Here is a 22839-nt window from a genome sequence, read left to right as displayed (position 1 = left end):
ACGGGACTTTAACGCATATACTCCTTAAAGTCCCATATACGTAAATTTTAAATCAACTAAGCTATTCGCTTGCTTGCTGAATACGGGTATTCATCATAACGCCTAAAAGCGCATAGCCTGAAGTAAGATCTTCCTGTTGAACAAGGACGTTATCGGGTACTTTGATTTTAACATTCGTAAAATTCCAGATTGCGTCAATACCTGCTTCTACCAATTGATCGGCAATCGCCTGTGCGCTGGGTGAAGGTGCAGTTAAAATTGCTAAGGCAGGATGCAAAGTGTTAATTTCTTCGGTCAATTTATTCATTGCAAAAATCGGAATACCATGAATTTTTTTTCCGATCTTACTTTTGTCACTGTCAAAAGCCGCACAGATTTCCAACCCGTGATCTCTAAATCCCTGATATCCGGTGAGCGCGGTACCAAGATTCCCTGCTCCGATAAGAATCGCTTTTTGCAAGGTATCCCAGCGAAGAAAATGCTCGATAGCTGAAATGAGATCTTCAACCGGATATCCTTTCTTCGGCTTACCGATAATGCCTGTAATAGCTAAATCTTTCCGTACTTGGATCGGTTCAAGGTGCAGCTCTTCAGCAATAACGGTACCGGAAATATAGGGGTATCCATCGGATTGGGCTTGCTTTACTATATGCAAATAGGACGGTAATCTTCTGATTGACGGCACTGCAGGTATCTTTAACTTTTTCATTCGACTCACCTTACTTGTTGAAACTCAAGGATCAATAGTTTTACAATCCTCTTTTATGATATAAGTAAAAGAATGAAAGGTCAAGCGGTAATAATTATCGTGTAAAATTGCCGGCGGTTATCAAATATATTGGAATCCGAAAATCGAAAACAATCGGCCTCTTGACACTTGCAAAAAAATAACTGACAATAAGTTGGTATTCTAGTAAATACCAACTTTGAACAAAGGAAGGGGGTCGTTACCATGCGGCACAAATTATTGATACTATCACTGGCTTTAAGCCTGCTTACTGCTCCGCTTATCTGCGCGCAAAATAAAGACGCTGCAAAGAAAAATGATAAGAACAGCGAATCCGACGGTATGATTACCGTCGAACAGGCATACCTCAATTCAATTGAAGGCGTTATGATTAAAGAAATGGTTGCCGCTGAAGGGCGCGATTCAAAACGGGTTGCCTTACAGTATATCGAAGAGGCATTGAATGAAGGCCGCCAATCGGAAGAAATTCAGGTAGCGTTAAGTACGTTAGCAACCGAAGGGCTTTCAACCGTTGTGAGAGAAGACGGCAGGGTAGTAAACAATTATCCGGAAATAAGACGCCGTGCATGTGAGCTGCTCGGACAAATGGGTACCGACAAGGCAAAGGATTCATTGATTACGGTTATGTACACCGATAATGAACCCTCCGTTATCACAGCAGCGGTAAAATCGCTCGGCGAAATCGGTAAAAATGACAATGATGAAGTATTCAATATGATTAACTGGATTGCCCGCAAATTCGATACGGTTAATCCGACAAGTTCGCTCGCGCTTGAAATCCTGAATACCTTCGAAAAGATGTCCGGCTCAATTATAAACAAAAAGGAAATGTTTGAGACGGTAATGCGTATTGCAAATAACTATAACTATGTAACTCCGGTAAGAACCAGAGCCTACGAAGTAATGCGCACCATTTCAAGTTCCAACTCCAATACGGATCAAAAAAAGAATAAGTAATTTCTATTGGTCTATTGATTCAGCCGGATGAGTGAATACCCCGTGCTTTACGCCGAACAAAGGGGATTGAATCCGGCTGTAATCGCCGGTAACTTGCTATAAAAAAAGCGTTGTAAATACTTTACAACGCTTTTTTTATGAAAATCTTTCAGAACATCGGGGCATCTCGAAAAACTTTGGTTTTTAGAGATATCCTTCTGTTTATTTAGCTTCAATAAAATCTATTTCGATTCCATTGGGATCGACTGCTGTTAATATCTTTTTACCATCCTTTACCGTTCGCGGCTCCATGATAATCCGGACATCTTTAGAGCGGAGGTATTTTTCCGTCTCACCAATCTGATTCACAGTGAATGTCAACGAAATAGAGTTTTCCTTTTTTACCTTTGAACGATCGTTATGGATCAGTTCCAAACGGCCATTCGATTTAGGATCATACAAAAAGGCAATCTGCTTACCCGGTGCAGCAGACATCATAGACTCGAAGGTGAGCCCGAGCACTTTCTCATAAAACTGCAATGATTTTTCCATGTTGTCGGTTCTAATAACCACACTATTCATCTGCATCTTTTACTCCTTGGCAAATAGCAGTATTCCTGCATCTGCAATACCTATAGTATACCCGACAATGGGCAATTTTGCAAAAGAAAGATATTTATCTATGAGGATAGTTTAGGGGATATCCCAAAATCTTATTTTTGGGATACCCTTTAATACCCCGTCCTCTCTACGGCATTAGGGATTCAAGACGACACGCAGCTTTACCGGATTATGGTCGGCATAGCGGAAGGATTCGTCGAGTGTCTCGACCGACACAACAGAGATATTCGGAGAAACGATAAAGCCGTCAATAACGTAGTACGGCCACTTGTTACGGATATTTTCGTCGGTAAGCGCAGGCGTATACGGTGCATTGTTAAGACGGCATGAAGGAACCCTGTCATCGACGGCAAACTGCCACCCCTCCGGCAATGAACCTCCGCTGATTGCGCCCGGCCTCCAAAACTCATCGTAAAGAGGATAACGAGCCTGTGTGCCCGGGAAGGTTTGGTTAAAATCACCGCCCGCGATGACGTAGTTACCTGCCTCATATTCGGCACGGATAAAATCGATAAGCGCATTGGTTTGAGCAATTTTGCCTTCTCCGTCATCGTACGCTTCCAGATGCAATACCGCGGTTACCAACTCCCTACCCGATTCGAGCGGGAAACGGGTTATCAGCATACAGCGTTTTAAATTAACCGTTCTGACCGGCCACTTGAACGGCACCGGCAACGCAAAACGATAGGTGTTCGTAAAGGGATACCGCGTAAACAGGCCGACTCCGCTCGCTACCTTCCCGATTGGAGGAAGAGGATACGGAACATACGAGACCTTAAAATTATAGGTATAGGTAAGCGCTGTACCGAGCGAGTCAGCAAGTGCCGCCGTTTGATCGATATAATAAGAACGCTTTGAGGACTTATCCATTTCTTGAATAAAATAAAAATCAGAAGGATATCGTTTCAGCGTCTCGATAACTCCGGCAAGGTTTTCTTCCACCTCTTTTTTGCCCGAAGGGCGTACCATAGTACCGCCATCCATAAAGAAATCCTGTCCAGCACCAAGTCCGCAATAGCCGATATTCCAACTGACAATATCGATCGGTTTTCCAAACGCAACGGTTTCTTTCGTAAGGGCAGCTTCTCCTATGACTTCAGCAGGCTCTTGAGCGTCAGGGCGATACTCAGTTATTGTAATAAACAGTAATAAAATTATGAACAATAGGGCAGCAACACCTACAATTCCGCCGATCACCTTTAATGCCAAAAGACTCATTCGTACCCAAAACATTTTCATATAGACCGTCCTTTACATGAAGCTGCCGATTTTTACCGACATCGATTAACCGGCGAACTTCTCTTTTTTTCTTAACAATGATTATCAACTTTGATATTCATTCTGTCAACATTGTTTTATCGGGGTAAATGCATCAGGCCGTTTTTTTAGTAACCCCGCGGAAAATATTTTTAATGCAGTTATCCTGATACAAGATGGGATTCCTTGCCGGTTATACGATGCATCCGTTCAATTGCTACTACCCCATCAGCATAATCGAAAGAGGCGAGCCTTGATTTGGAATAACCGAAACGGTAGATTCCCGACGCACCATAATACAGTCCTCAGCCTTTACCTGCAAGGATGGAGCTCCGGCAGTTTCAAGTATGCCGTTTTCCGCAATTTCAAGCGTACCGCTTCCGGCGATGATAAAGAGGCTGCACCATCCCGTTTTTGCAGCAGGGGTATCAAATGCCGAAAACGAAAGAGTCCCCGCAACGGGAAAATCTTTTTTTTCAAGCCTAAAATACGGACACACCGATTTCCCGCTAAAAGGATGTTCCGGTGTCAGCGCCGACTCAGGTAAGTACCGCAATACATCAAGCCCTTTTTGTACATGCACCTCACGGGGACGCCCCCAGTCATAGAGCCGGTAGGTTATATCGCTTGACTGCTGCACCTCTAAAAGCCGCAAGCCGCCTTGTATCGCATGGACGGTTCCGGCAGGGATAAAGATAAAATCTCCCTTCGAGACGGGAACGGAGCGGAGACAGTGCTCAATCGTATTATCCCGAATGGCCGTTTCCAGCTCGCTGCGGCGGTAATCCTTCTGCAATCCGTAAATAATCTTTGCATCGGGTACTGCATCGAACACATACCAACATTCGGTTTTACCGGCGCTGTGTTCATGGAGGCGCGCATAGTCATCGTCGGGATGTACCTGCACCGAAAGCGTTTCGTTCGCCTGAATAATCTTAATCAAAAGCGGATACGAAGCGCCGACGATAGCGTCAAGCGGTGTTCCGCCTATCTGCGGCGTTGTATCATCTACAATAGACTGCCCCGCCGGATGAACGGAAACAATCCACCGCTCATATCCCCAAACCTTTTCGGAAACAAAAGGCTGTGTTTTAAACATCGTTATATTCTGCTGCATATCATACCTCTCAACTGCATATCATACAGAGGCACCTCTAAAAAACTATATCTGAATTTTTACAGATGACACCATCACAATAAACTGACAGGATCGACATCCGTTTCGATATACACACCCACAGCTGCTTTGTATTCGGTGATAAACCGGTAGACGGCTTTTTGCATCGGTGCGAGCGTTTCGGCGCGCAACAGCAGCTGCATCCGGTGATTGCCCGCTACAAGTGAAAGCATACAGTCGGACGGGCCAAGTATTTCTATGCCTTCCGCAGCATCCGGCGGAAACAGCTGCGGTAAAAGCTCCCGTGCGCCGAAAGCGGCTTCTTCCGCTTTGTGTTGATCTTTACTACGGAACACCAGCCGGATAAGACGGGCAAAGGGCGGAAATTCCAACGCCTGCCGCTGCTGCAGCTCCTGCGTATAAAAACCTTCCACATCGTTGTGCTGCGCACAGACAATTGCAGGATGATAGGGATTATAGGTTTGAATGATAACCTCCCCATCCGGAACATACCGCCCTGCCCTGCCCGCTACCTGCATGATGAGCGAAAAAGTGCGCTCGGCAGCTCTAAAATCGGGCATCTGCAAGCCGGTATCGGCAAGCGCAATTCCAACCAGCCGCACGCCGGGAAAGTTTAAGCCTTTGGCAATCATCTGCGTACCGAGTAAAATATCGATAGTGCCGTCCCGAAAGTTATTTAAGATGTGAACCGCCTGCTTGTTTTTTTGCAGAACGTCGGTATCGATACGCTGAACGGTACAGTCGGGGAAGGTTTTCCGCACCTGTTCTTCAATATATTCCGTGCCGATGCTCGTATAGCCCGCCTCGATGGAGCCGCATTCGGGGCAGGCACTCGGCGGCTTTGCCGTCCATCCGCAGTAGTGGCACTTCATCAGCCCCTCGCTTTTATGAAAAGTGAGCGGCACCGAACAGTTTTTACACAAGAGCTCGTGTCCGCAGTTCTTACACTTAAAGAAATGAGAAAAGCCTCGGCGGTTCAAAAAGAGAATGGTCTGTTCCCCCTGGGTTTTGGTGCGGCGCATTTCATCGATCAGCGCAGTGCTTAACGCTCCGGCCGTATGCAACAGCGATTCGATGCGGATATGGGGCAGCGCCCCGCCGGAAAGCCGCTCGCTCAGCCGCAGAGTACGGATTGCGCCGGTTTTCATCAAATGCCATGCCTCTACCGACGGCGTTGCCGAACCCATCACCAGCGGACAACCGTGTTTTTTGCAGAGGTACATCGCAACCTGCCGCGCGTGGTAGCGGGGCGCAAAACCCGACTTATACGAACCGTCGTGTTCCTCGTCGATGATGATGAGTCCCAAATCACGGACGGGGGCAAATATGGCGCTGCGTACTCCGACGACAATCCGCGCCTCGCCCCGCGCAATACGCCGCCATTCCGCAAGCCGCTTGCTGCCGGTTAGTCCCGAATGGAGCACCGCGCAGCGGTCGCCGAAACGCTTTTTGACGGTTTCCGCAACCTGATGGCTCAGCGTAATTTCGGGCACAAGGTAGATAACCGATTTTCCGGCAGCAAGCACACGAGAAGCGGCCTGTAAAAAGACTTCGGTTTTACCGGAACCGGTAATGCCGTACACATAGAAGAACTCGCCGCCGGTGCAGTCGGAAATTGCTTCTACGGCGAAGCGTTGTTCTTCCGAAAGCGTAAGTGCCGAGGCGGAAAAATCGGTTCCGGCGAATTCGATCCCGTCGGTATTCAGCTCCCCCGCTTCACGTTTGCCGGAGGGCAGCATTGCGGAAAGCGCAATCCCCTCGGCGCAGATATAAAAGCGGGACATCCAACGGGCGAGCGCCGCCTGCTCATCGGTGAAAAGCGGTTCCGCATCGATGATGCGGTCGATCGGCTTTATGTCGGCTTCCGCAAAGGGGCAGCTCTTGGGCAGCGTTTCATATTCCGCAACAATAAAACCGACGAGCTTGCGCGAGCCGAATCGAACCGCCGCCCGCCTGCCAGCCAAGGATTGTTGCCCGTCCGCAGCGGCATTCCGGTAAAAAAATGATTGATATAAAGGAAGCTTAAAGACAAGCTCAAGCCACTGCGCCATAGATTAGCCTTGTACGTGAAGCTCGTGCAGACGGGCGCGGAACCGCTTGAGGTCTTCCCATGCGGGGCGTTTGAGGCTTTCGTCCCGAAGCAGCGCGCTCGGATGATAGGTCGGCATCAGCGGTATCCCCTGATAGTCGAAAAAACGCCCCCGCAGCTTTCCGATACCGTCGGAGGTTTGCAGCAAATGCTGCGCGGCAATGCGCCCCATCACCAGAATCATCTTAGGGCGGAGCAGCCGTATTTGCGCATCCAAAAAGGCGGCGCAGCAGCTCCGTTCTTCCGGCGCAGGGTCGCGGTTTTGAGGCGGACGGCATTTAACCACATTGGTGATATAGCAATTGGTCTTGCGCGAAAGCTGAATAGCTTCCAGCATCTTGTCGAGAAGCTGCCCCGCCCTACCGACAAAGGGTCTGCCCTGCCGGTCTTCGTCCGCGCCCGGCCCCTCGCCGATTACCATCACCTCAACGGAGTTGGTCAAGCGGGACAGCTCTTCGGGGCCTTCTCCCGCCACCGGATGAGTACGGGTTTGCCCCAACACACAGGCGGAGCACTGTGCAACCGCAGCGTAAATTTCCTGCATCGACCGAAACAGCGTTCCGCCGCTCCCTGCCGAAACCGCAGCAGAAGTGCCGGTTACAGTGCCTACAATCTCCGCAGAACCGGTTTCAACAGAAACTGCATTCACCGCAGCGCTCGTTGTCGCAACAAGAGCCGTTGAATCTCCGGCAAATGCAAACGATTCGGGATACGGTGCATCGCTGCGGTACCCTTCGATATATTCCGATGCGGTTCTAAAAAACCGATATAATACTTCACACGCTTCCGTTTCCATACTCACCATGGCCACCGCATTATACACGGAATTGCAAGAAAATGCAAAGAAGCAATTTACGAGGCGGTTGCATCACGGTTTCTTCAAAGTCCCATCATTATTATTTATTGACCATATTTCCGTGCCTTTCGGCGTTACCGTAAATTTAGCACACTCCGTAGAAGACGCTTGGAGAACTTTTACCCCGTTCTCATATTTTTTGGGCGTAATACGTGCAACGGTTCCTGTTTCAGTTAAAGTTCCTTCTATTGTGATAAACTTTCCCTCTTCTAGGAAAACATCATTCTTTCCAGCTGTTGTTTCAGTTGAAGGAGTAATACGGGTACTGCCGGCAATAGTAAATGTCCCTTGCTCTAAATACACACCACCGCCGCTATTTGCAGAGTTTCCTTCAATACGAGCATTTTTGACTGTTACCGTATTCTGCGTATAAATATGCATACCACCGCCGGTCTCTTTTGCCGTACAGTTGGAAATAACGACCGGATTGCTAGCAGCCCCTTCTAAAGTCAGCTTTGTCTTTAGTTCTGTATAAATACCACCGCCCTTTCCTCCTTCGACGTCTGCCTTACAACCTGTGATAGTTCCTCCGGTCATCGTAAAGGTGCTCGTACCGGCAAGAGAAACTCCTCCGCCGTATTTTGCAGAACAATTTTTAATTTCTCCCGAATTCATTGTAAATGTTCCTGCTTTAAGATAAACGCCACCGCCCTTATTAGCATTGGCTCTGTTACCGGAGATAATACCTCCATTCAACGTAAGCGTTCCTTTTTCAACATAAATTCCGCCACCGGCCTCGCTGTTATGGTTGCCAGCAGTGTTGTCGATGGCACTATTATCGGCGATAGTAGTACCGTTGGGTATCTTAAGCTCTCCGTCTGCAAGATAGATACCGCCACCTTGGGTCAGCGCCTTATTATTTTTTACCTTTACAGATTGCATTGTTACTACCACATTTTTAAGGTAGATACCTCCTCCCTTTTTTGCCGTATTACCGTCTTCCTGATTATCCCCGCCGATCGTAAATCCGTCTAAGGTAAGACTACCGCCTTCGCTATAGATTGCACCGCCTTGACGATTTGCACCTGAACCTAATACCTTATTCTTTATAAAAGAACCTCCCGTTATCGTAAGAGTGCTACCTCTATTATAAATTCCTCCTCCGTTAGCAGCACTGCATTCTTGAATATTCACATTCTCCAACGTACAGTTCGCTTGACTAAGACGTATACCGCCTCCATCGTGTTGTGCTTCACAATTTTTAATTTCCGTATTTTTTATACTCACCGTTCCCGTCGGTTCCTGAATATACATACCGCCGGAAGAAGCGGAACCTGTTCCCTTACACTTTGCAATTGTACAGCGGGTAAGCGTTAGATTCCGTCCTTTCTCAAAATAAATACCGGCTGCCTGATCTTGGGTCTCGCAATCCTTAATCGTTACCTTCGTCATCATAAGGGAACCATTCTCCGCAACAGAGACGGCATATTGTTTAGCATTGCTGAGCGTTACGTTTTCAAGTATTAATGACTTACCGCTCGTAACCTTAAAAATACTTTTAACCTTTGAAGCATAAGTAGGAACAGTTCCCGTACAATCTGCGTTCAGAGTATACGTATCGCCGCCTTTTGACTTTATGGTGATATTCTTATTTATCGTTATTGTAGATTCAGAGCTGTTCCCTTTATACGTAATATCCTGTGTTACTTCGATAACGGTGCCGTCGGAAGCACTTTGCACTTTAGTCCGTAAGTCTTCCCAACTAGTTGCCTCTATTGCCGGACTCTGACCGCCAACTGCCTCAAGCTCGCCGGAAGCGTTTATCTTCCATTTTTTAGAAGGCATACCGGCTTGGTCGGTTACCGTAAACTTTGAATGTTGCGTATTAACAGCAGCACCATCGAGAACCTTAACCGCAGTGCTGCCTGTCGGATAGCTTTCCGGTGTAATACGAGCGATAGGAGTAGTTCCGGTTAAAGTGCCGGTTACCGTGATAAGCTTTCCACCCTTTAGATACACATCGTTCTTACCGGCGGTCTGTTCATATTCTCCGGTTGAAGGGGTAATACGAGTACTACCGGATATGCTGAAAGTACCGTCTTTAACATACACGGCGCCACCTGCATCCGCAGTACATTCAACGACAAGTACATTGTCCATCGTACACGAACCGTTTTCTATATACACGCTGCCGCCATTTTTATCACCTTGTTCATGTTGGGTATTGCCCCCCGTAAGCGTTATGTTTTGAAGCGTAAGGGTTTTACCGTCTTTTACACGGAAAATACGGCTGAACGATCCGGCATCCAGTTTTTCGGAAGTCTTATTTGTACCTTGAATGGTAATATTCTTATTTATGACAATTTCACCGTTGTTACCGGCGGCGGAGGAAGCTGCTATTATATTTTTTACCATGATAACAGCGCCGTCATCGGCAGCGGCAACCCGCTCGCATAATTCTTTCCATGCATGGGTCTCCGTATTGCCGTCTATTATACCTTGCTTTTTCTTAAACTTCACCTTTACGTTTTTATTGCCGGTTACATTGAGAGTATAACTCGTATTTGTATGGCCGGGGACTTCATTGCCATCAAGCATCCATTTTTCTACTTCCCAACCACCACTCGGCGTTGCGGTAAAGGTTACGCTTCCGTCGTACTCGACCGAAATGCTACTGTTCGTTGTTATCGGACTGCCTGAATTGGCTTGAATCGTGCCACCTACACCACCGTCTACACTGTAGACTACGTTGTAGGTTCGGCGCTTTACCGTAAACATTATAGTCTGTTTTACAGTATCGTCTTGAGCTGTTACCGTGATGGTAAAACTTTTTCCGGTACCTATGGGGATATTGTTGTCTGCTGGACTAACAGTCGCGATTGCTCCATCACTACCGGCACCAAAGGTAAAGTCCGTTACTGTTGCCGTGCCGGAATCTACCGTGTATTCGGTAGTAAAAGGCGCAGTTTTAGCTTCTCCGTTAAGCTTAAAGCTCTGTAAGGCTGCAACATTGTTTTTTGCGCGGGTTATACGTACCGTTTTTTCCCATGCAGGATAATTCCCCGGACTTGCCGCAACTTTTATGGTAATATTTTGAGGCGTTCCCGGCGTTAAGGCCAGCGGCAATGCAGGAGTTACGGTAAACGACATCCCTGGGTGTCCGTCAAACTCAAGGTTGATATTGCTTTGCGCCACTTGAGTTATGGTATACGGCAGGGTAACGGAACCGGTCGAAGCATTTTGACCGTGTATTTTAAGCTCAGTTAGGGTTAAAGTATTAAGAGGTACAAACTGCACACTCACACTTGTATTTGACGTTACTGTAAGCGAAGCAATTGACTGTCCGCTTCCGCCCGTAAAGCCTGTCGAAGATGAACAAGTCCAATCCCCAACCTTATAGAGAGTTGTATTTGCCGGCGTTGCGGTAAAGGTGATCGTACTATTATGCGGAACGGATTCAAATTTCAGCTCATCTGAACCGCTCGCTACCTTAGATGTGCCATTATGTGTGCCTTTTAGAGAGCCATATCCACCGTCTACTTTAAATGTTACGGTATAGGTCTTTGGCGTCCACTGCGCAGTGTATGTCATATCTGCTGCAGGGAATGTCGGGGATGCAGACAGTGCAGGTGTCCAGCCGTTGAAGGTATAGCCATCTTTAGTAGGATTTGGAGGTTGCGTCAACGGTGTTCCCGACACACCAGTCATGGTGATAGCATGTATATTGCCGCCGATATTTCCGCCTGCAAGATTAAAGGTTACAGTCCGCGTTTCCTGCTGCAGAGTATTCGGTTTGGTAGCCGCTTTAAACGCCGGTGACATCAAACCTTTTGCGTCCTTTAATCTCACCGTATACTCTTTTTGGGGACTACCATCCTTTACTTCAACATCGGTTTTAAAATACAGCGTCCAATCGGAAGGAATATCATCCGCATTGGCTTCAAGTTTCTCTACATCCGTTACAGCTAAAAAAGCAGTATCTTTAGGTTTGATAAATGTATGTTGCGCCTCATTTACCGAAAGACGATATATTGTTCCGTTGATTTCAATACCGGCAATATCCTTATGCAAAAGACTGCCGTTGAATTCTCGGTTCATTTCGGTGGACGGCAGCTGCAAGCACAGAACATAATAAGAAGTTTCGGAAGAGGAAGCGGTTTTTGTCTGTCCAATAATACATTTTTGAATAGCCGGAGGAGGAGTATTTACTTTGAGCTTAAACGGAATGTTTTGCTTAAACACTCTGCCGTCCGTGGTATAAAGTATAATAGAAGGAGTTATATCTCCCTTGCCCCATTCATACTGCTTCAAAAAGCTCGCTGTATAGGTAAGCTTCAGCTCGGTATTTGAAATTTTCTCAAACGTATAATCTTTGCCGAATTGCGGTGTGGCAGCGCTTTTACCGGGGGCATCCGGAATATAAGGAAATGAGATAATATCGGCAGGAGCATCGGAATCTCCCGGCATTTTTAAATCTAAATTTTTAGGATTACGTACGGTAAATGTAAGGATTACGTTTTCTGTGGAGGAAACGCATTGCATACCTTCGTCATCGGTTTGCACTTTCAGGTCAAAAGGAAAATCTATAATCGATACACCGGCTGACCAATAGCTTAAATAATCTTCAATATCTGCCGTGTAGTTTTTACAGGCTATGGAAAGGCAAAACGCCAAAACTGAGAGAATAACTATCCGCACAACTTTTTTCATGTAAAACTCCGGCAGAATTCGAAACGGCTACAAAAGCAGTATTTTTCTATTCTAACTCATATTACTCAAAAAAGAAAGGTAAATACTTACAATATTTCCAATGCAATTGACACTGAAATTTAATATCTGCCAAGCCGGGCAAGAATACACGCACCGACTACCGGCTCAAAACGGCGGCGGATAATTCGCACCTGCGGCAACGCATCACAGATATAGGCAGCGGTCAGTTTTGCAAAAGAGGCTTGATGTTCCAAAATGCCGCCCGAGAATACCAATTCCGCCTCCGCTCCGTCGAAGAGAGCGCCGTATACGCTGCGGGCAAGGAGCGACAGGTCTTGAGCGGCGGTTTCCAGAATACGTGCCGCAACTGCATCCGATTGCTGCGCCGCCTGAAATACACAGGGCGAAAAAGAGGCCACCCGCGATTTATCAAAGTTTGTATACAAAAAGGGGAATAATTCCCGTATGGTGTTGACACCGTAATGGTTAAACAGCATCGGAGCCAATAGAGTGTTCCCTCCGCGCCGTTCCAAAGCGGCGGCGGCGGCTTTAATCCCGTCCAATCCTATCTTAAAGCCGGAACCTTCGTCCCCAATCAAATGGCCAAGCCCACCGGCGCGGGCGGTTCTCCCGTTCTTATCTAATCCGGCGGCAATAGAGCCGGTGCCGCTCACTACGATAATGCCTTCCGCCGTTCCGGTACCGCCTGCAAGCGCTGCCAGTGCATCGTTGCAGAGATATAGAGGACAGCGGATTCCTTCGTCGGTAAAAAAACGGCGAAAATCTTCGGTCTCTTGTTCCGTGCTCATACCGGCGGAAGCAAAGCAGCCTGCAGCACAGTTTTGCACGTCGATACCGCTTTCGGTTTTCAGTTTTTGAATCAACTCGCGGAGATTATTGCAAGCTGCGTCGAAGCCTACCGCATACCGGTTGGTAGAACCGCCCTTTACCTGCGCAATCAGCCGATCGGTTTCATCACAGATACCGAGCCGGGACTGTGTTCCCCCTCCGTCGATCCCGAAAAATAAGTGCTTCATCGTTTCCCGAACTCCCCGCTACCCTCGTTTATACACATCGAGCGCATTGTTGATATTGCCGTTCCCCTGCTTAAGCAGCGCTTCCGCTTCTTCTTTCGATACCTCGAGCGAGGCCATAATTACCGCCGTCCGTATCTTCCGTCCGGAATCTTCAAATATCTGCGCGGCACGCGCTTCCCCGCATCCGGTAATCTCGTTAATCAGCCGTTTCGACCGTTCCACCAGCTTTGCGTTCACCGGCATCAAATCAATCATAAAGTTATTATATACCTTTCCCAGCCGAATCATCGCGGTGGTGGTAATCATATTCAGCGCGAGCTTTTGTGCAGTGCCGGACTTCATCCGGGTGGAGCCGGTAACGATTTCTGGTCCGACCGGCAGATAAATAGGATAATCGGCAAGCTCGAAGGTGCGTGAATCTTTATTGCAGCTTATTGCACCGGTCGGGCAGCCGAGCGAACGGGCATAGCGGAGCGCTCCCAGCACATAAGGCGCGGAGCCGGAGGCGGTAATACCAACCAACATATCTGACGACGAAAAACCTGCGCCGCGCAGCTGATCGATACCGTGGTTTTCATCATCCTCGGCGCCTTCGATGGAACGGCGGAGCGCAACATCCCCGCCTGCGATAAAGCCCTGCACCATATCGGGGGACACGCCGTAGGTGGGCGGACATTCTGAGGCGTCCAACACCCCCAAACGGCCGGAGGTTCCCGCACCGAGGTAAAACAGCCGTCCGCCTTTTTGAAACACCTCAACCGCGCAATCGACCAGCCGCGTCAATTGCGGAATCGCCTGCGCAACCGCCTCGGGAACTTTTTTATCTTCATTATTGATAATCGTTAAAATTTCTGCCGTACTTTTCGTATCGATTTGATATGAAGCAGGATTGCGCTGCTCCGTTACGGGAATTTCTTTCATTATAATCCATCATCTCCTATTAGTGGCCTTTGAAAATATGCATACCGTCTACTTCATTACTGCACAAAAATAAATGTTCAAGGTACACTCTTATTATGCGATTTTAATCAAATCTTCGGTTCTTGTGTAGCGGGGATCCCATAAAAAGATTTCCGAGTATATCATTTTTAAGTCTTTTTTTCTATTGTTATAAAAAGCTCACAGATTATAAGGAAGGTTTTTAACAGATAGAAAAAAAGTATAAAATATTGTATAATTTGAAGATACAAAAATGATAGATATGCTATTTACGAGGGAATGATCGCGCGTGTATGCACAAGGAGAAATAGGATGGCAATGAAAATAAATTTTGAAATTCCGCAAATGTCTGCGAATTGGATCAGGAATGAACTGAATAAAAAATTCCAACCGGATGAGGCGGAAAAGAAGTACCAAGCGATTATTGAAACCTATGAAAAGTTTGCAAATGAGGCACCGAGCATCGGTGGTAAAGACAATCCGATGTCGAAAAACTTTTACGGTGCGCTCTCTGCCTTTGCGTATTATGAATGTATGAACCGCAATATGTCGCCTGATGAGATTACGGCTATGTGTTACGGTATGATGATCGGCGATAAAAAAGGTGGACAGCTTTCGCGGTTCAATCTCAACAACAGGCTCGTGCAAAAACTTTTTCACGGGCTTTTTGCGCTCAGGGCACGAAAATTGAATAAGCACAAAGAAGACGGCTCATGGAACAATACATGGGGGATGAAAATAAACCCACTAAACCGCAAAGAAGGAATCAGTATTCATTTGCTCGGATGCCCCATCGCCGATTTTGCAAAAAAGAACGGATACAGCGAATTGATGCCGTATTTTTGCGAAACGGATAAGGCGGTGATGGAACATTTCGGCGGCACTCTTTACAGGGAACATACCGTTGCCGAAGGATACGAAGACTGCGATTATTGGATAAAGAACAAAGTCGAATAATCAAACAGCGTTTATAAGCTTTTAGGGAACCTCTAAAAACCTAACCGAGTTTTTAGAGATACCCTTTGTGTCTTTGCCGTTATCACCTTGAATTTTTTACTTGAATTTTTTACATTGACACTTCCTGTATCTACAGAATATAATCTAAGGATAGATAGCGATGTGCTTGCGGCGTTGAAAGCAACGGGAAAAGGATATCAAACAAAAATAAATGATATTCTTAGGCAAGCAGTTTTAGGATAAGAAAAAGTAAGATGGCACTTGTTTATACCGAAGTTTTTGCACAATCATTTATGCGTCCGGTTTCACTGTGCGCAATTATTCCGGCGGAAGAAAGCGCGCCCGATGCTTCCGGGCAAAGACCGCAGGCGCAGGAAAACAGACCGCTCAAAACGCTTTATTTGCTACACGGGCTGTATGGCTGCCATACGGACTGGCTCACGCTTACAAATATACGCCGCTACGCAACGGAAAAACATATTGCCGTCATTATGCCGGCGGCGGAAAATGCGTTTTATATCGACGGTAAACTGCCCGGGCAGCAGTACGGCGCTTTTGTCGGGGACGAGCTGATACGGCTAACACGGAGGTTGTTTCGCCTTTCAGCGGAGCGGGAGGATACCGTTATCGCAGGGCTTTCGATGGGAGGCGCAGGGGCGATACGGGCAGCGTGTTTATATCCGCATAACTTTGGGGCCGCGGCGGGCATTTCCTCCGCTTTTTTGACGAGGGAGCAGCTTTCACCCGAACATCCCGTCTTTACCCCTGAATGGGCGAAGGGTATATTCGGCAGTATAGAGAATATGGAAAGCGAATATAAAAATGCGGTGCTCAAAATGAAAAAGTCCGTGCAGGGAAAGGCTTATCCGCAGCTCTCCCTTGAATGCGGTACCTCGGACGGTTTCATCGGTATTAATCGGGACTTTCACCGTTTTTTACAGGAACAGGGTATCGAGCATTACTATGAAGAAAGTCCCGGCGGGCATGAATGGCCGCTGTGGGACAGCGGTATTAAAAAGGTTATTAACCGATTTTTTAAATCGGCTAATATAGAAATTTTTGATAGTAAGAAAGGAGGCAAATGATGAAAAACAAAATCATTGCAGCTTTGGCAGCATGTTTTCTCTTGACGCCATGTGCATTAACGGCCATGGGTTCAAGTGAAAAAAGCAGTGGATCCGGCGAAAAAGTTACGCTGGAATTTTGGACATGGCGTACCGAGGATGTGGAATTCTACGAGAAGGTGATTAAAGCCTTTGAAAAAAAGCATCCGAACATCACGGTAAAGCAAACCGCCATTAAAAATACCGAGTATAACACGATCGTGAGCGCATCGCTGCAAGGCGGCGGCGGACCGGATGTGTTTATGGGTAGAGCGTACGGCGGTTTACAGACACTTGCGGACAGCGGGTATCTCCTTGCACTTGACAGCCTTATCCCCAATCTAAAGGATTACTCCGAACCGGCAAAGCAGGGTGCACGGAGCATTAAAGACGGTAAAATGTACGGCTTGCCCGCATTAAGCCAAGCGATCTTCTGTTACTACAACAAAGATATCTACAAAAAGCTTGGTTTAAAGGTTCCGGCGACGTGGGATGAATTCATTTCCAATCTTGAAGTTTGTAAGAAGAACAAGATTACCCCACTTGCAAACGGTTCGAAGGACGGATGGACGGTGGAAACGCTTTTAGGCGGCGTCGGCCCCAACTTTTACGGAGCCAACGACTTTTTCGATGCAGTCGTTGCCGGTAAAACAACCTTCGAAGACCCGCGCTTTGTGGATGCAGTCAAAAAAATCGGCGCATTACGCCCCTATATGCCGGAATTGTTCACCGGTGTCGGCTATACCGATATTCAAGGCGCTTTTATGAACGAAATGGCCGCACACATGATCGGCGGTTCGTATGAAGCGGGAACCTTTAAAGCAAACAATCCCTCCCTTCAATTCGATGCATTCCCCGTACCGGGCACAAAGGCAGGCAAACAGTACGTTACTTTCTATGCCGATATGAACTGGGCAGTCAATGCCAAAACAGCACATAAAGAAGCGGCGCTCACCTTCTTGCAGTTCCTCGGTTCCCCGGAAGTAGGCAATATGCTGATTTCCGATCTGAAAATGATCAGCTCTACCCCTGGTGTAGATACCTCGTTGGATCCCTTCGTCGGAAAGGTCATCACGCTGATGAAAAACAGCACCAGCTATATTTTCCTCGTTCCGTTCCGCTATGAACAGCCGACCGGCTCCGCTCTGTGGCAGGCTGCAGGACAGGGATACTTGGCAGGTACGTTAACTGCAGAACAAGCATGTAAGAACGTACAAACCGGTATCGCTACCTATTATAAACCTTTTCAAAAGTAAAAAGGAATAGCCGCTCAGAGCAATCGCATCAGACACAATAGATAAAAATCGCAGAATAATTGGGGCTAATGGTTAAAAAATAATTTTTGCGTTAGCCTTTTGAAAAGAGACGAGGCAGATACGAGGCATGAACAAAAATTACCCGCAGGCGTACTTTTTGTACGTCGAGGACTAATTTTTGTGAAATAACGAAGTAGATGTCCGTCTGTTTTCAAAAGGAAAGGTTGAACAGCCTATATTATTCTGCGGGGCTATTGAAGAGTAGTCTGATGTGATTGCTCCGGATAGAAAGTATGATAACATCAAAAACAAGTAAATTTTTATGGATCGCGTTTTTCGTAACGCCGGCGCTGCTGATTGTCAGCGTTTTTATTTTGTTGCCGCTTTTTATGAGCTTGTTCAACAGTTTCTTTGACTGGAATCAGCTTCTTCGCGGCTCATTTACCGGATTTGGTAATTTTAAAAAGTTGTTTTTTACCTTTCCGTATAATGAACGCTTTTGGAATGCATTAAAGCACAACGGTATCTGGTTCTGCTGTACAATGCTCATTCAAAACAGCCTCGGCCTGCTATTCGGATATGCATTAAGCAGAAAGATTGCAGGGCATGGCTTTTTTAAACGGGTATTTTTTATACCGGTGCTTTTTTCTATTGTAGCGGTCGGTTTTTTGTGGGGTATGTATTTAAAGAGCGATGGGCTGGTCAATAGCTTTTTGAACCTCCTCGATCTCTCATCCCTCCGGCGGGCATGGCTCGGTGACGAAAACACCGCAACCTTCGCTATCATCGCAACTAATATTTGGCGCTGGGTAGGCTTCCCTTCGCTCGTGTTCCTTGCAGCCATCGACTCTATCGATCAAAGCTGTATCGAAGCTGCGTACATAGACGGCGTCAGCGAGATGGGCTTATTTTGGAAAATTATATTCCCGCTCATCATTCCGTCCATAACGGTTATCACGGTATTAACCATCATCGGCAGTTTAAATGTTTTTGAACAGATATACACCATGACCGACCTTGGCGGCGGACCGAACTACAGTACCGACACCATCGGCACGCTTTTTTACCGCACAGCTTTCGGTTCGGTAGATACCGGTAACCCCGAAATCGGGATCGGAAGTACCATCGCCGTTATCATCTATATTATGACCTTTTGTATTTCGCTCGTATCCGTCGCAATCGGAAAAGCAAAGGAGACACAGGTATGAACATGAATTTGCGCATTAAGACTGCCGCCTCTCCAGTAAAGAACTTTGCAGTCGGCGCTATTTTAACACTGATGATTGTCTATGTTATTTTGATTGCGTATCCGCTTTTTAATATGGTCATATCCTCGTTAAAACCTACACGGGAAATCCTCCAACACCCGTTCGCCTTACCGGCGAATCCCGATTTTTCTTCATATAAACGGGTTTGGATTGATATGGGATTCAGTACCTTCTTTATCAATAGCATCATCGTAACGGTATCCTCTATGGTATTGGTTCTGCTGTTCGGATCGATGGCATCGTACGCTATCAGCCGATATGTGTTTAAAGGAAATACCCTGCTGTATATGATCTTTTTAAGCGGTATCATGCTGCCGCTGAAAGCTGCTATTATACCGCTTTTCATGATCATCAGAAAACTTGGGCTTATGGATAACTTTTTGTCGGTTATCTTGATTTTTACTGCAATGGGTATTCCTTCAACGATATTTATCCTTTCCGGTTTCTTTAAAGCTATTCCGGTAGACCTCGAATATGCGGCACGGATAGACGGATGCAATGATTTTAGTATTTACAGTAAAATTATGATGCCGGTCATTGCACCGGGAATTGCGTTGGTAACTATCTACAATGCAGTTCCTATTTGGAATGACTTCTTTTTTCCGCTTGTCTTTTTACATAGCAGAAGTCTCAAAACCCTGCCGGTCGGTCTCAGTACTTTTTTCGGACAACACAGTGCCAACTGGACGCTCCTCTTTACCGGATTAACGGTAGCAATCCTCCCGATGATGATTCTCTATTTATTTATGAGTAAGTATTTTATCAAAGGAATGACAGCAGGTGCGATAAAGTAACGGATTGCGCAGCACAAAACCCTCTAAAAATATACGGCACAGTAGTGTGCTGTATATTTTAAGTCATATTTATTCCCACACTTCGCTTTTAAGGCGGTTATTCCATAAATCATATAAAAAATTTTTTTAAACTGCCGATGATGATGGTATGGAATCTACGAAAAATTTTTCTGAAGAGTTAGAACATCACATAGCTATACAACGGGAAGAGTTCAACAGGCATTTACTCCCGCAGTTACAGCAAAATTATACAGCACTCGGCAGTGTGGTAAAAATCCTCCGCAGCAATTTGCTGAAAAAGGGCTTGGTCTATGACGATCCGTATAAATACGATAGCCGTATGACCGAAATAAAAGTCCCTAGCAATGAAGCTTTTTCAGACGGTGAGCGTGCTGCCGTCGTCGGTTCCAGATTGGCACAGTATCAAACGATGCTTGATTTTTTAACTAACTCCTATCAATTTAACTGTTCATTCCTGACACCACAGCGTATTGCATCCATGCTCGCATTGAATAAAACATTCCAGTGGTCGGCACTCAATGAAAATTCAACACTTGCAAACACCCGCGCACTAGCGGAGATTTGTAAATCGCTCCACTCCGTCTCCGATACGCTAACCGGCGGACTCTTGAGAGATTCGCTCGGACACCTTTCGAAGCTCGATACGGACATCAATAAAACACTCCGTCAGCTTGCCCGTCTACACCGAGAAGAATATAAACTAACGGTCAGAAAAAATATGCCGCCCGATTTAACGGTTACACAAGCCGATATCGCAAGCCCGATTAAATTATTAAAAACTCTAAAAAAAGCCCTCGCAGCAAACGACGAAAAACTCCCCTTCTATCATGAGCTTGTAATGGAAGTTATTAAAGAAGATTACGGTCCCGATTCGGAACATCTGCAACGGGAAATATTACGTCATTTGAACGTATCGCAAAAAGAAGATATAAAAACCAATAAACAAGAAAATATGCGGCCGGTACTTATAACAGGGCTTCGTATCCTCGGTACGACCGGTAATCATTTTGACACCTGTCTCACCAAACTCATGGCAAACCAAGAAGTAATATATAAATCGCGCACAACGATTTTTACCAAGTTCTTAGAAGCCCTAAGACGTGCGTTCAATATGGAAGAAAAAAAACATGAAATTACCATATCAATTAAGGATCCTATCAGTAATTTGCAAAAGAAAGAAATAATCGTACTGGAAGATTTTACTGATAATTTAGCAAAAACAATTCGTATTTTTAAAGTCCTTGCGTCAGGCACCTCCGATCTGCAGCAGCGTTTAACCGGTATGAATAATGAGCAATTACTTGAACTCTTGAACAAATACATTGTTATATGTAATGGATATTTAAAAACACTCGGAGGATTGGATGAGTATTATAAATCCGGGGATGTTATCTTGCGTTCAAAAATGAAAGGGATAAAAATAGAATTGACAACAATCCGAAATGCAGTTATAAAAGCAAATCAATGCAGAGCGGAATACAATGCGAGCGTTGAAGAATATTCAAATATGAAAGAACTTGGATTGATTCATGAATAAAAAAAACATATTACTGTCTCTTACTTTATGGATAGTACCTTTTGTAGTATCTGTTGCAGCATGTGCAGAAAGTGAACCCTATCCTCAAAAAGAATTTATCGTTTCGGTTACTACCGGTATTCCAAATTTACATCCTCATGCTGCATATAATGCAAATGAAGCGCAAATTCTAACCGGTTTATATGAGGGACTGTGTACCTACGATCCCTATACATTACAGCCGGTCGCCGGATTAGCAAAGGATTGGAAGATCAGTGCAGACGGTTTAACCTGGACGTTTACACTACGGGATAAGATCGCATTTGAAAACGGCGATCCTATTACCGCTCAAGTATTTTGCGATTCATTTATCAATTTGTTAAACCCTCAACTTGATTTACCGTATGCCTCGCTTTTAGACTGCGTTAAGGGCGTAAAAGAATACCGCACCGGCAAAAACTCCGACACATCGGCTATCGGTTTATATGCGGAGTCCGATACTTCATTAAAAATCTCGCTTGTCTATCCGGCGGAACAGTTGGCCAATATACTCTGCCATCATGCATTTTCGGCAGTACACCCTTCACAGCTCAAAGCAATAACCCGTTATGCGGGAAAAAGTGCATTTGTGAAGCCTTCCGAAGCTTTTAAACCGATTGCAAGCGGGCCTTTTAAAATCGAAAGTTTTACCGCCGAAAAAATCCACCTCGTAAAGAATTCCGCTTATTGGGATTTCGAATCGGCACAGCTCCCTGCAATCAGCATATTATTAGATGAAGATGCCGATAAAATGACCGAAGCATTTAATCAGGGAGCTATTCACTGGCTTTGCGGATCAGTCAACTTAAATAAAGTAGCAGCGGCATATACCATTCACATTACGCCGATGTTTGCAACCGAATTTTTCTATTTTAAAACAAACACAGCGCCATGCAATAATCAAACACTCAGAGAAGCACTACTCGCCGCACTCCCCTATGCTGAATTGCGCAAAGATTATTTAATTCCTGCTAAGACGTTGGTATTTCCCCTCACGGGATATCCCACCGTACCCGGTGTTGATAAGCAGGATACGACAAAGGCGGAAAAGCTTTTAAAAAATATACCGCAACCCGCATCACCGCAGCCGATAAAAATTCTCTTACCGCAAACGGCATTCTATACCGAACAAGCGGCATTGTTAAAAACCGTATGGGAAAAAATCGGAATTTTAACGGAAATTACAACCGTTCCTTTTGAAGAATACTATGACCGACTAAAAACGGATGACTATCATTTAGCGGTTATTTCGTGGATTGGCGATTTTGCGGATCCGCTTGCTTTTCTGGAATTATTCAGATCGGATTCGACTTTAAATGATTCAGGCTGGCATAATACCAACTACGAAAACTTTATCAAAAAGGCATCGGCGGAACAAAATCGCAAAGCGAGATTCGAATATCTTGCAAAAGCGGAACAATTGCTGTTAGATTCGTCGGTTATCATTCCGCTTTCTCATGTTCCTGCAATCAACGTCATTGATTTAAGTGATATAAAAGGCTGGTATGTAAACGCAGTTAATATCCATCCGTTTAAATGTATCCGCTTTGCACAGCCGGCTCCCTTACCCGGAGTTGCATTACATTCCAAAGAGAACCGCTGAACGGAAATGTG

The 22839-nt window shown here is 45.8% G+C and carries 18 protein-coding genes; 9 read left to right on the top strand and 9 right to left on the bottom strand.

Annotated elements, in window-relative coordinates:
• Positions 1-61 precede the first annotated feature (61 nt).
• Positions 62-709 carry a redox-sensing transcriptional repressor Rex gene (locus tag E4N65_RS04315; protein ID WP_044012804.1) on the bottom strand — a complete coding sequence of 216 codons (648 nt, stop codon included), beginning with the start codon at positions 707-709 and terminating at the stop codon, positions 62-64.
• A gap of 243 nt (positions 710-952) precedes the next feature.
• Here E4N65_RS04315 and E4N65_RS04310 point away from each other — a divergent pair, with 243 nt between their 5' ends.
• Positions 953-1705, top strand: coding sequence for a HEAT repeat domain-containing protein (locus E4N65_RS04310; protein ID WP_044012807.1), 753 nt, complete (start codon positions 953-955; stop codon positions 1703-1705).
• Positions 1706-1906: 201 nt separating this feature from the next.
• Here E4N65_RS04310 and E4N65_RS04305 read toward each other — a convergent pair whose 3' ends face one another.
• The 8 genes from E4N65_RS04305 to murQ form a co-directional block, all read right to left on the bottom strand.
• The gene (locus tag E4N65_RS04305; protein ID WP_044012809.1) at positions 1907-2272 is read right to left on the bottom strand and encodes a VOC family protein; all 366 of its coding nucleotides are present in this window, start codon (positions 2270-2272) and stop codon (positions 1907-1909) included.
• A gap of 168 nt (positions 2273-2440) precedes the next feature.
• A complete protein-coding gene (locus tag E4N65_RS04300) occupies positions 2441-3544 on the bottom strand; it encodes an endonuclease/exonuclease/phosphatase family protein (RefSeq protein WP_044012812.1) in 1104 nt (367 codons plus the stop codon).
• A gap of 238 nt (positions 3545-3782) precedes the next feature.
• On the bottom strand, positions 3783-4679 hold the full coding sequence (locus E4N65_RS04295; RefSeq protein ID WP_052185434.1) for a type I phosphomannose isomerase catalytic subunit: 897 nt from the start codon (positions 4677-4679) through the stop codon (positions 3783-3785).
• A gap of 74 nt (positions 4680-4753) precedes the next feature.
• A complete protein-coding gene (gene priA, locus E4N65_RS04290) occupies positions 4754-6751 on the bottom strand; it encodes a replication restart helicase PriA (RefSeq protein WP_044012816.1) in 1998 nt (665 codons plus the stop codon).
• Positions 6752-6754: 3 nt separating this feature from the next.
• On the bottom strand, positions 6755-7585 hold the full coding sequence (locus E4N65_RS04285; protein ID WP_044012819.1) for a uracil-DNA glycosylase: 831 nt from the start codon (positions 7583-7585) through the stop codon (positions 6755-6757).
• A gap of 72 nt (positions 7586-7657) precedes the next feature.
• Positions 7658-12295: an InlB B-repeat-containing protein gene (locus tag E4N65_RS04280; protein WP_253674198.1), complete on the bottom strand. Its 4638-nt coding sequence runs from the start codon at positions 12293-12295 to the stop codon at positions 7658-7660.
• A gap of 119 nt (positions 12296-12414) precedes the next feature.
• A complete protein-coding gene (locus E4N65_RS04275) occupies positions 12415-13332 on the bottom strand; it encodes an N-acetylglucosamine kinase (protein ID WP_044012823.1) in 918 nt (305 codons plus the stop codon).
• A gap of 18 nt (positions 13333-13350) precedes the next feature.
• Entirely contained in the window at positions 13351-14253 is a 903-nt protein-coding gene (murQ, locus tag E4N65_RS04270; RefSeq protein ID WP_044012828.1) for an N-acetylmuramic acid 6-phosphate etherase, read from the bottom strand.
• A 330-nt stretch (positions 14254-14583) separates the two neighbouring features.
• Between murQ and E4N65_RS04265 the strand changes: the two genes are divergently transcribed.
• From E4N65_RS04265 to E4N65_RS04235, 8 genes are all read left to right on the top strand, one after another.
• Complete coding sequence (locus tag E4N65_RS04265; RefSeq protein ID WP_044012831.1) at positions 14584-15228, top strand: L-2-amino-thiazoline-4-carboxylic acid hydrolase; 645 nt, start codon at positions 14584-14586, stop codon at positions 15226-15228.
• A 162-nt stretch (positions 15229-15390) separates the two neighbouring features.
• Positions 15391-15471 (top strand): BrnA antitoxin family protein, encoded by an 81-nt coding sequence (locus E4N65_RS12230; protein ID WP_235619815.1) that lies wholly within the window; start codon positions 15391-15393, stop codon positions 15469-15471.
• An 11-nt stretch (positions 15472-15482) separates the two neighbouring features.
• Positions 15483-16313 carry an alpha/beta hydrolase gene (locus E4N65_RS04260; protein WP_052185436.1) on the top strand — a complete coding sequence of 277 codons (831 nt, stop codon included), beginning with the start codon at positions 15483-15485 and terminating at the stop codon, positions 16311-16313.
• On the top strand, positions 16310-17587 hold the full coding sequence (locus tag E4N65_RS04255; protein ID WP_044012834.1) for an ABC transporter substrate-binding protein: 1278 nt from the start codon (positions 16310-16312) through the stop codon (positions 17585-17587). The genes E4N65_RS04260 and E4N65_RS04255 overlap by 4 nt, the downstream gene beginning before the upstream one ends.
• Before the next feature lie 293 nt (positions 17588-17880).
• A complete protein-coding gene (locus E4N65_RS04250) occupies positions 17881-18795 on the top strand; it encodes a carbohydrate ABC transporter permease (RefSeq protein ID WP_044012837.1) in 915 nt (304 codons plus the stop codon).
• Entirely contained in the window at positions 18792-19649 is an 858-nt protein-coding gene (locus E4N65_RS04245) for a carbohydrate ABC transporter permease (RefSeq protein ID WP_044012839.1), read from the top strand. The genes E4N65_RS04250 and E4N65_RS04245 overlap by 4 nt, the downstream gene beginning before the upstream one ends.
• 148 nt (positions 19650-19797) lie before the next feature.
• Positions 19798-21207 (top strand): TP0584 family protein, encoded by a 1410-nt coding sequence (locus E4N65_RS04240; RefSeq protein WP_253674197.1) that lies wholly within the window; start codon positions 19798-19800, stop codon positions 21205-21207.
• Complete coding sequence (locus tag E4N65_RS04235; RefSeq protein ID WP_253674195.1) at positions 21200-22828, top strand: peptide ABC transporter substrate-binding protein; 1629 nt, start codon at positions 21200-21202, stop codon at positions 22826-22828. The genes E4N65_RS04240 and E4N65_RS04235 overlap by 8 nt, the downstream gene beginning before the upstream one ends.
• Positions 22829-22839: the final 11 nt, after the last annotated feature.

Source organism: Treponema sp. OMZ 855, assembly GCF_024181145.1.
Taxonomy (GTDB): Bacteria; Spirochaetota; Spirochaetia; order Treponematales; family Treponemataceae; genus Treponema.
This window is presented reverse-complemented; position numbering and strand designations above follow the sequence as displayed.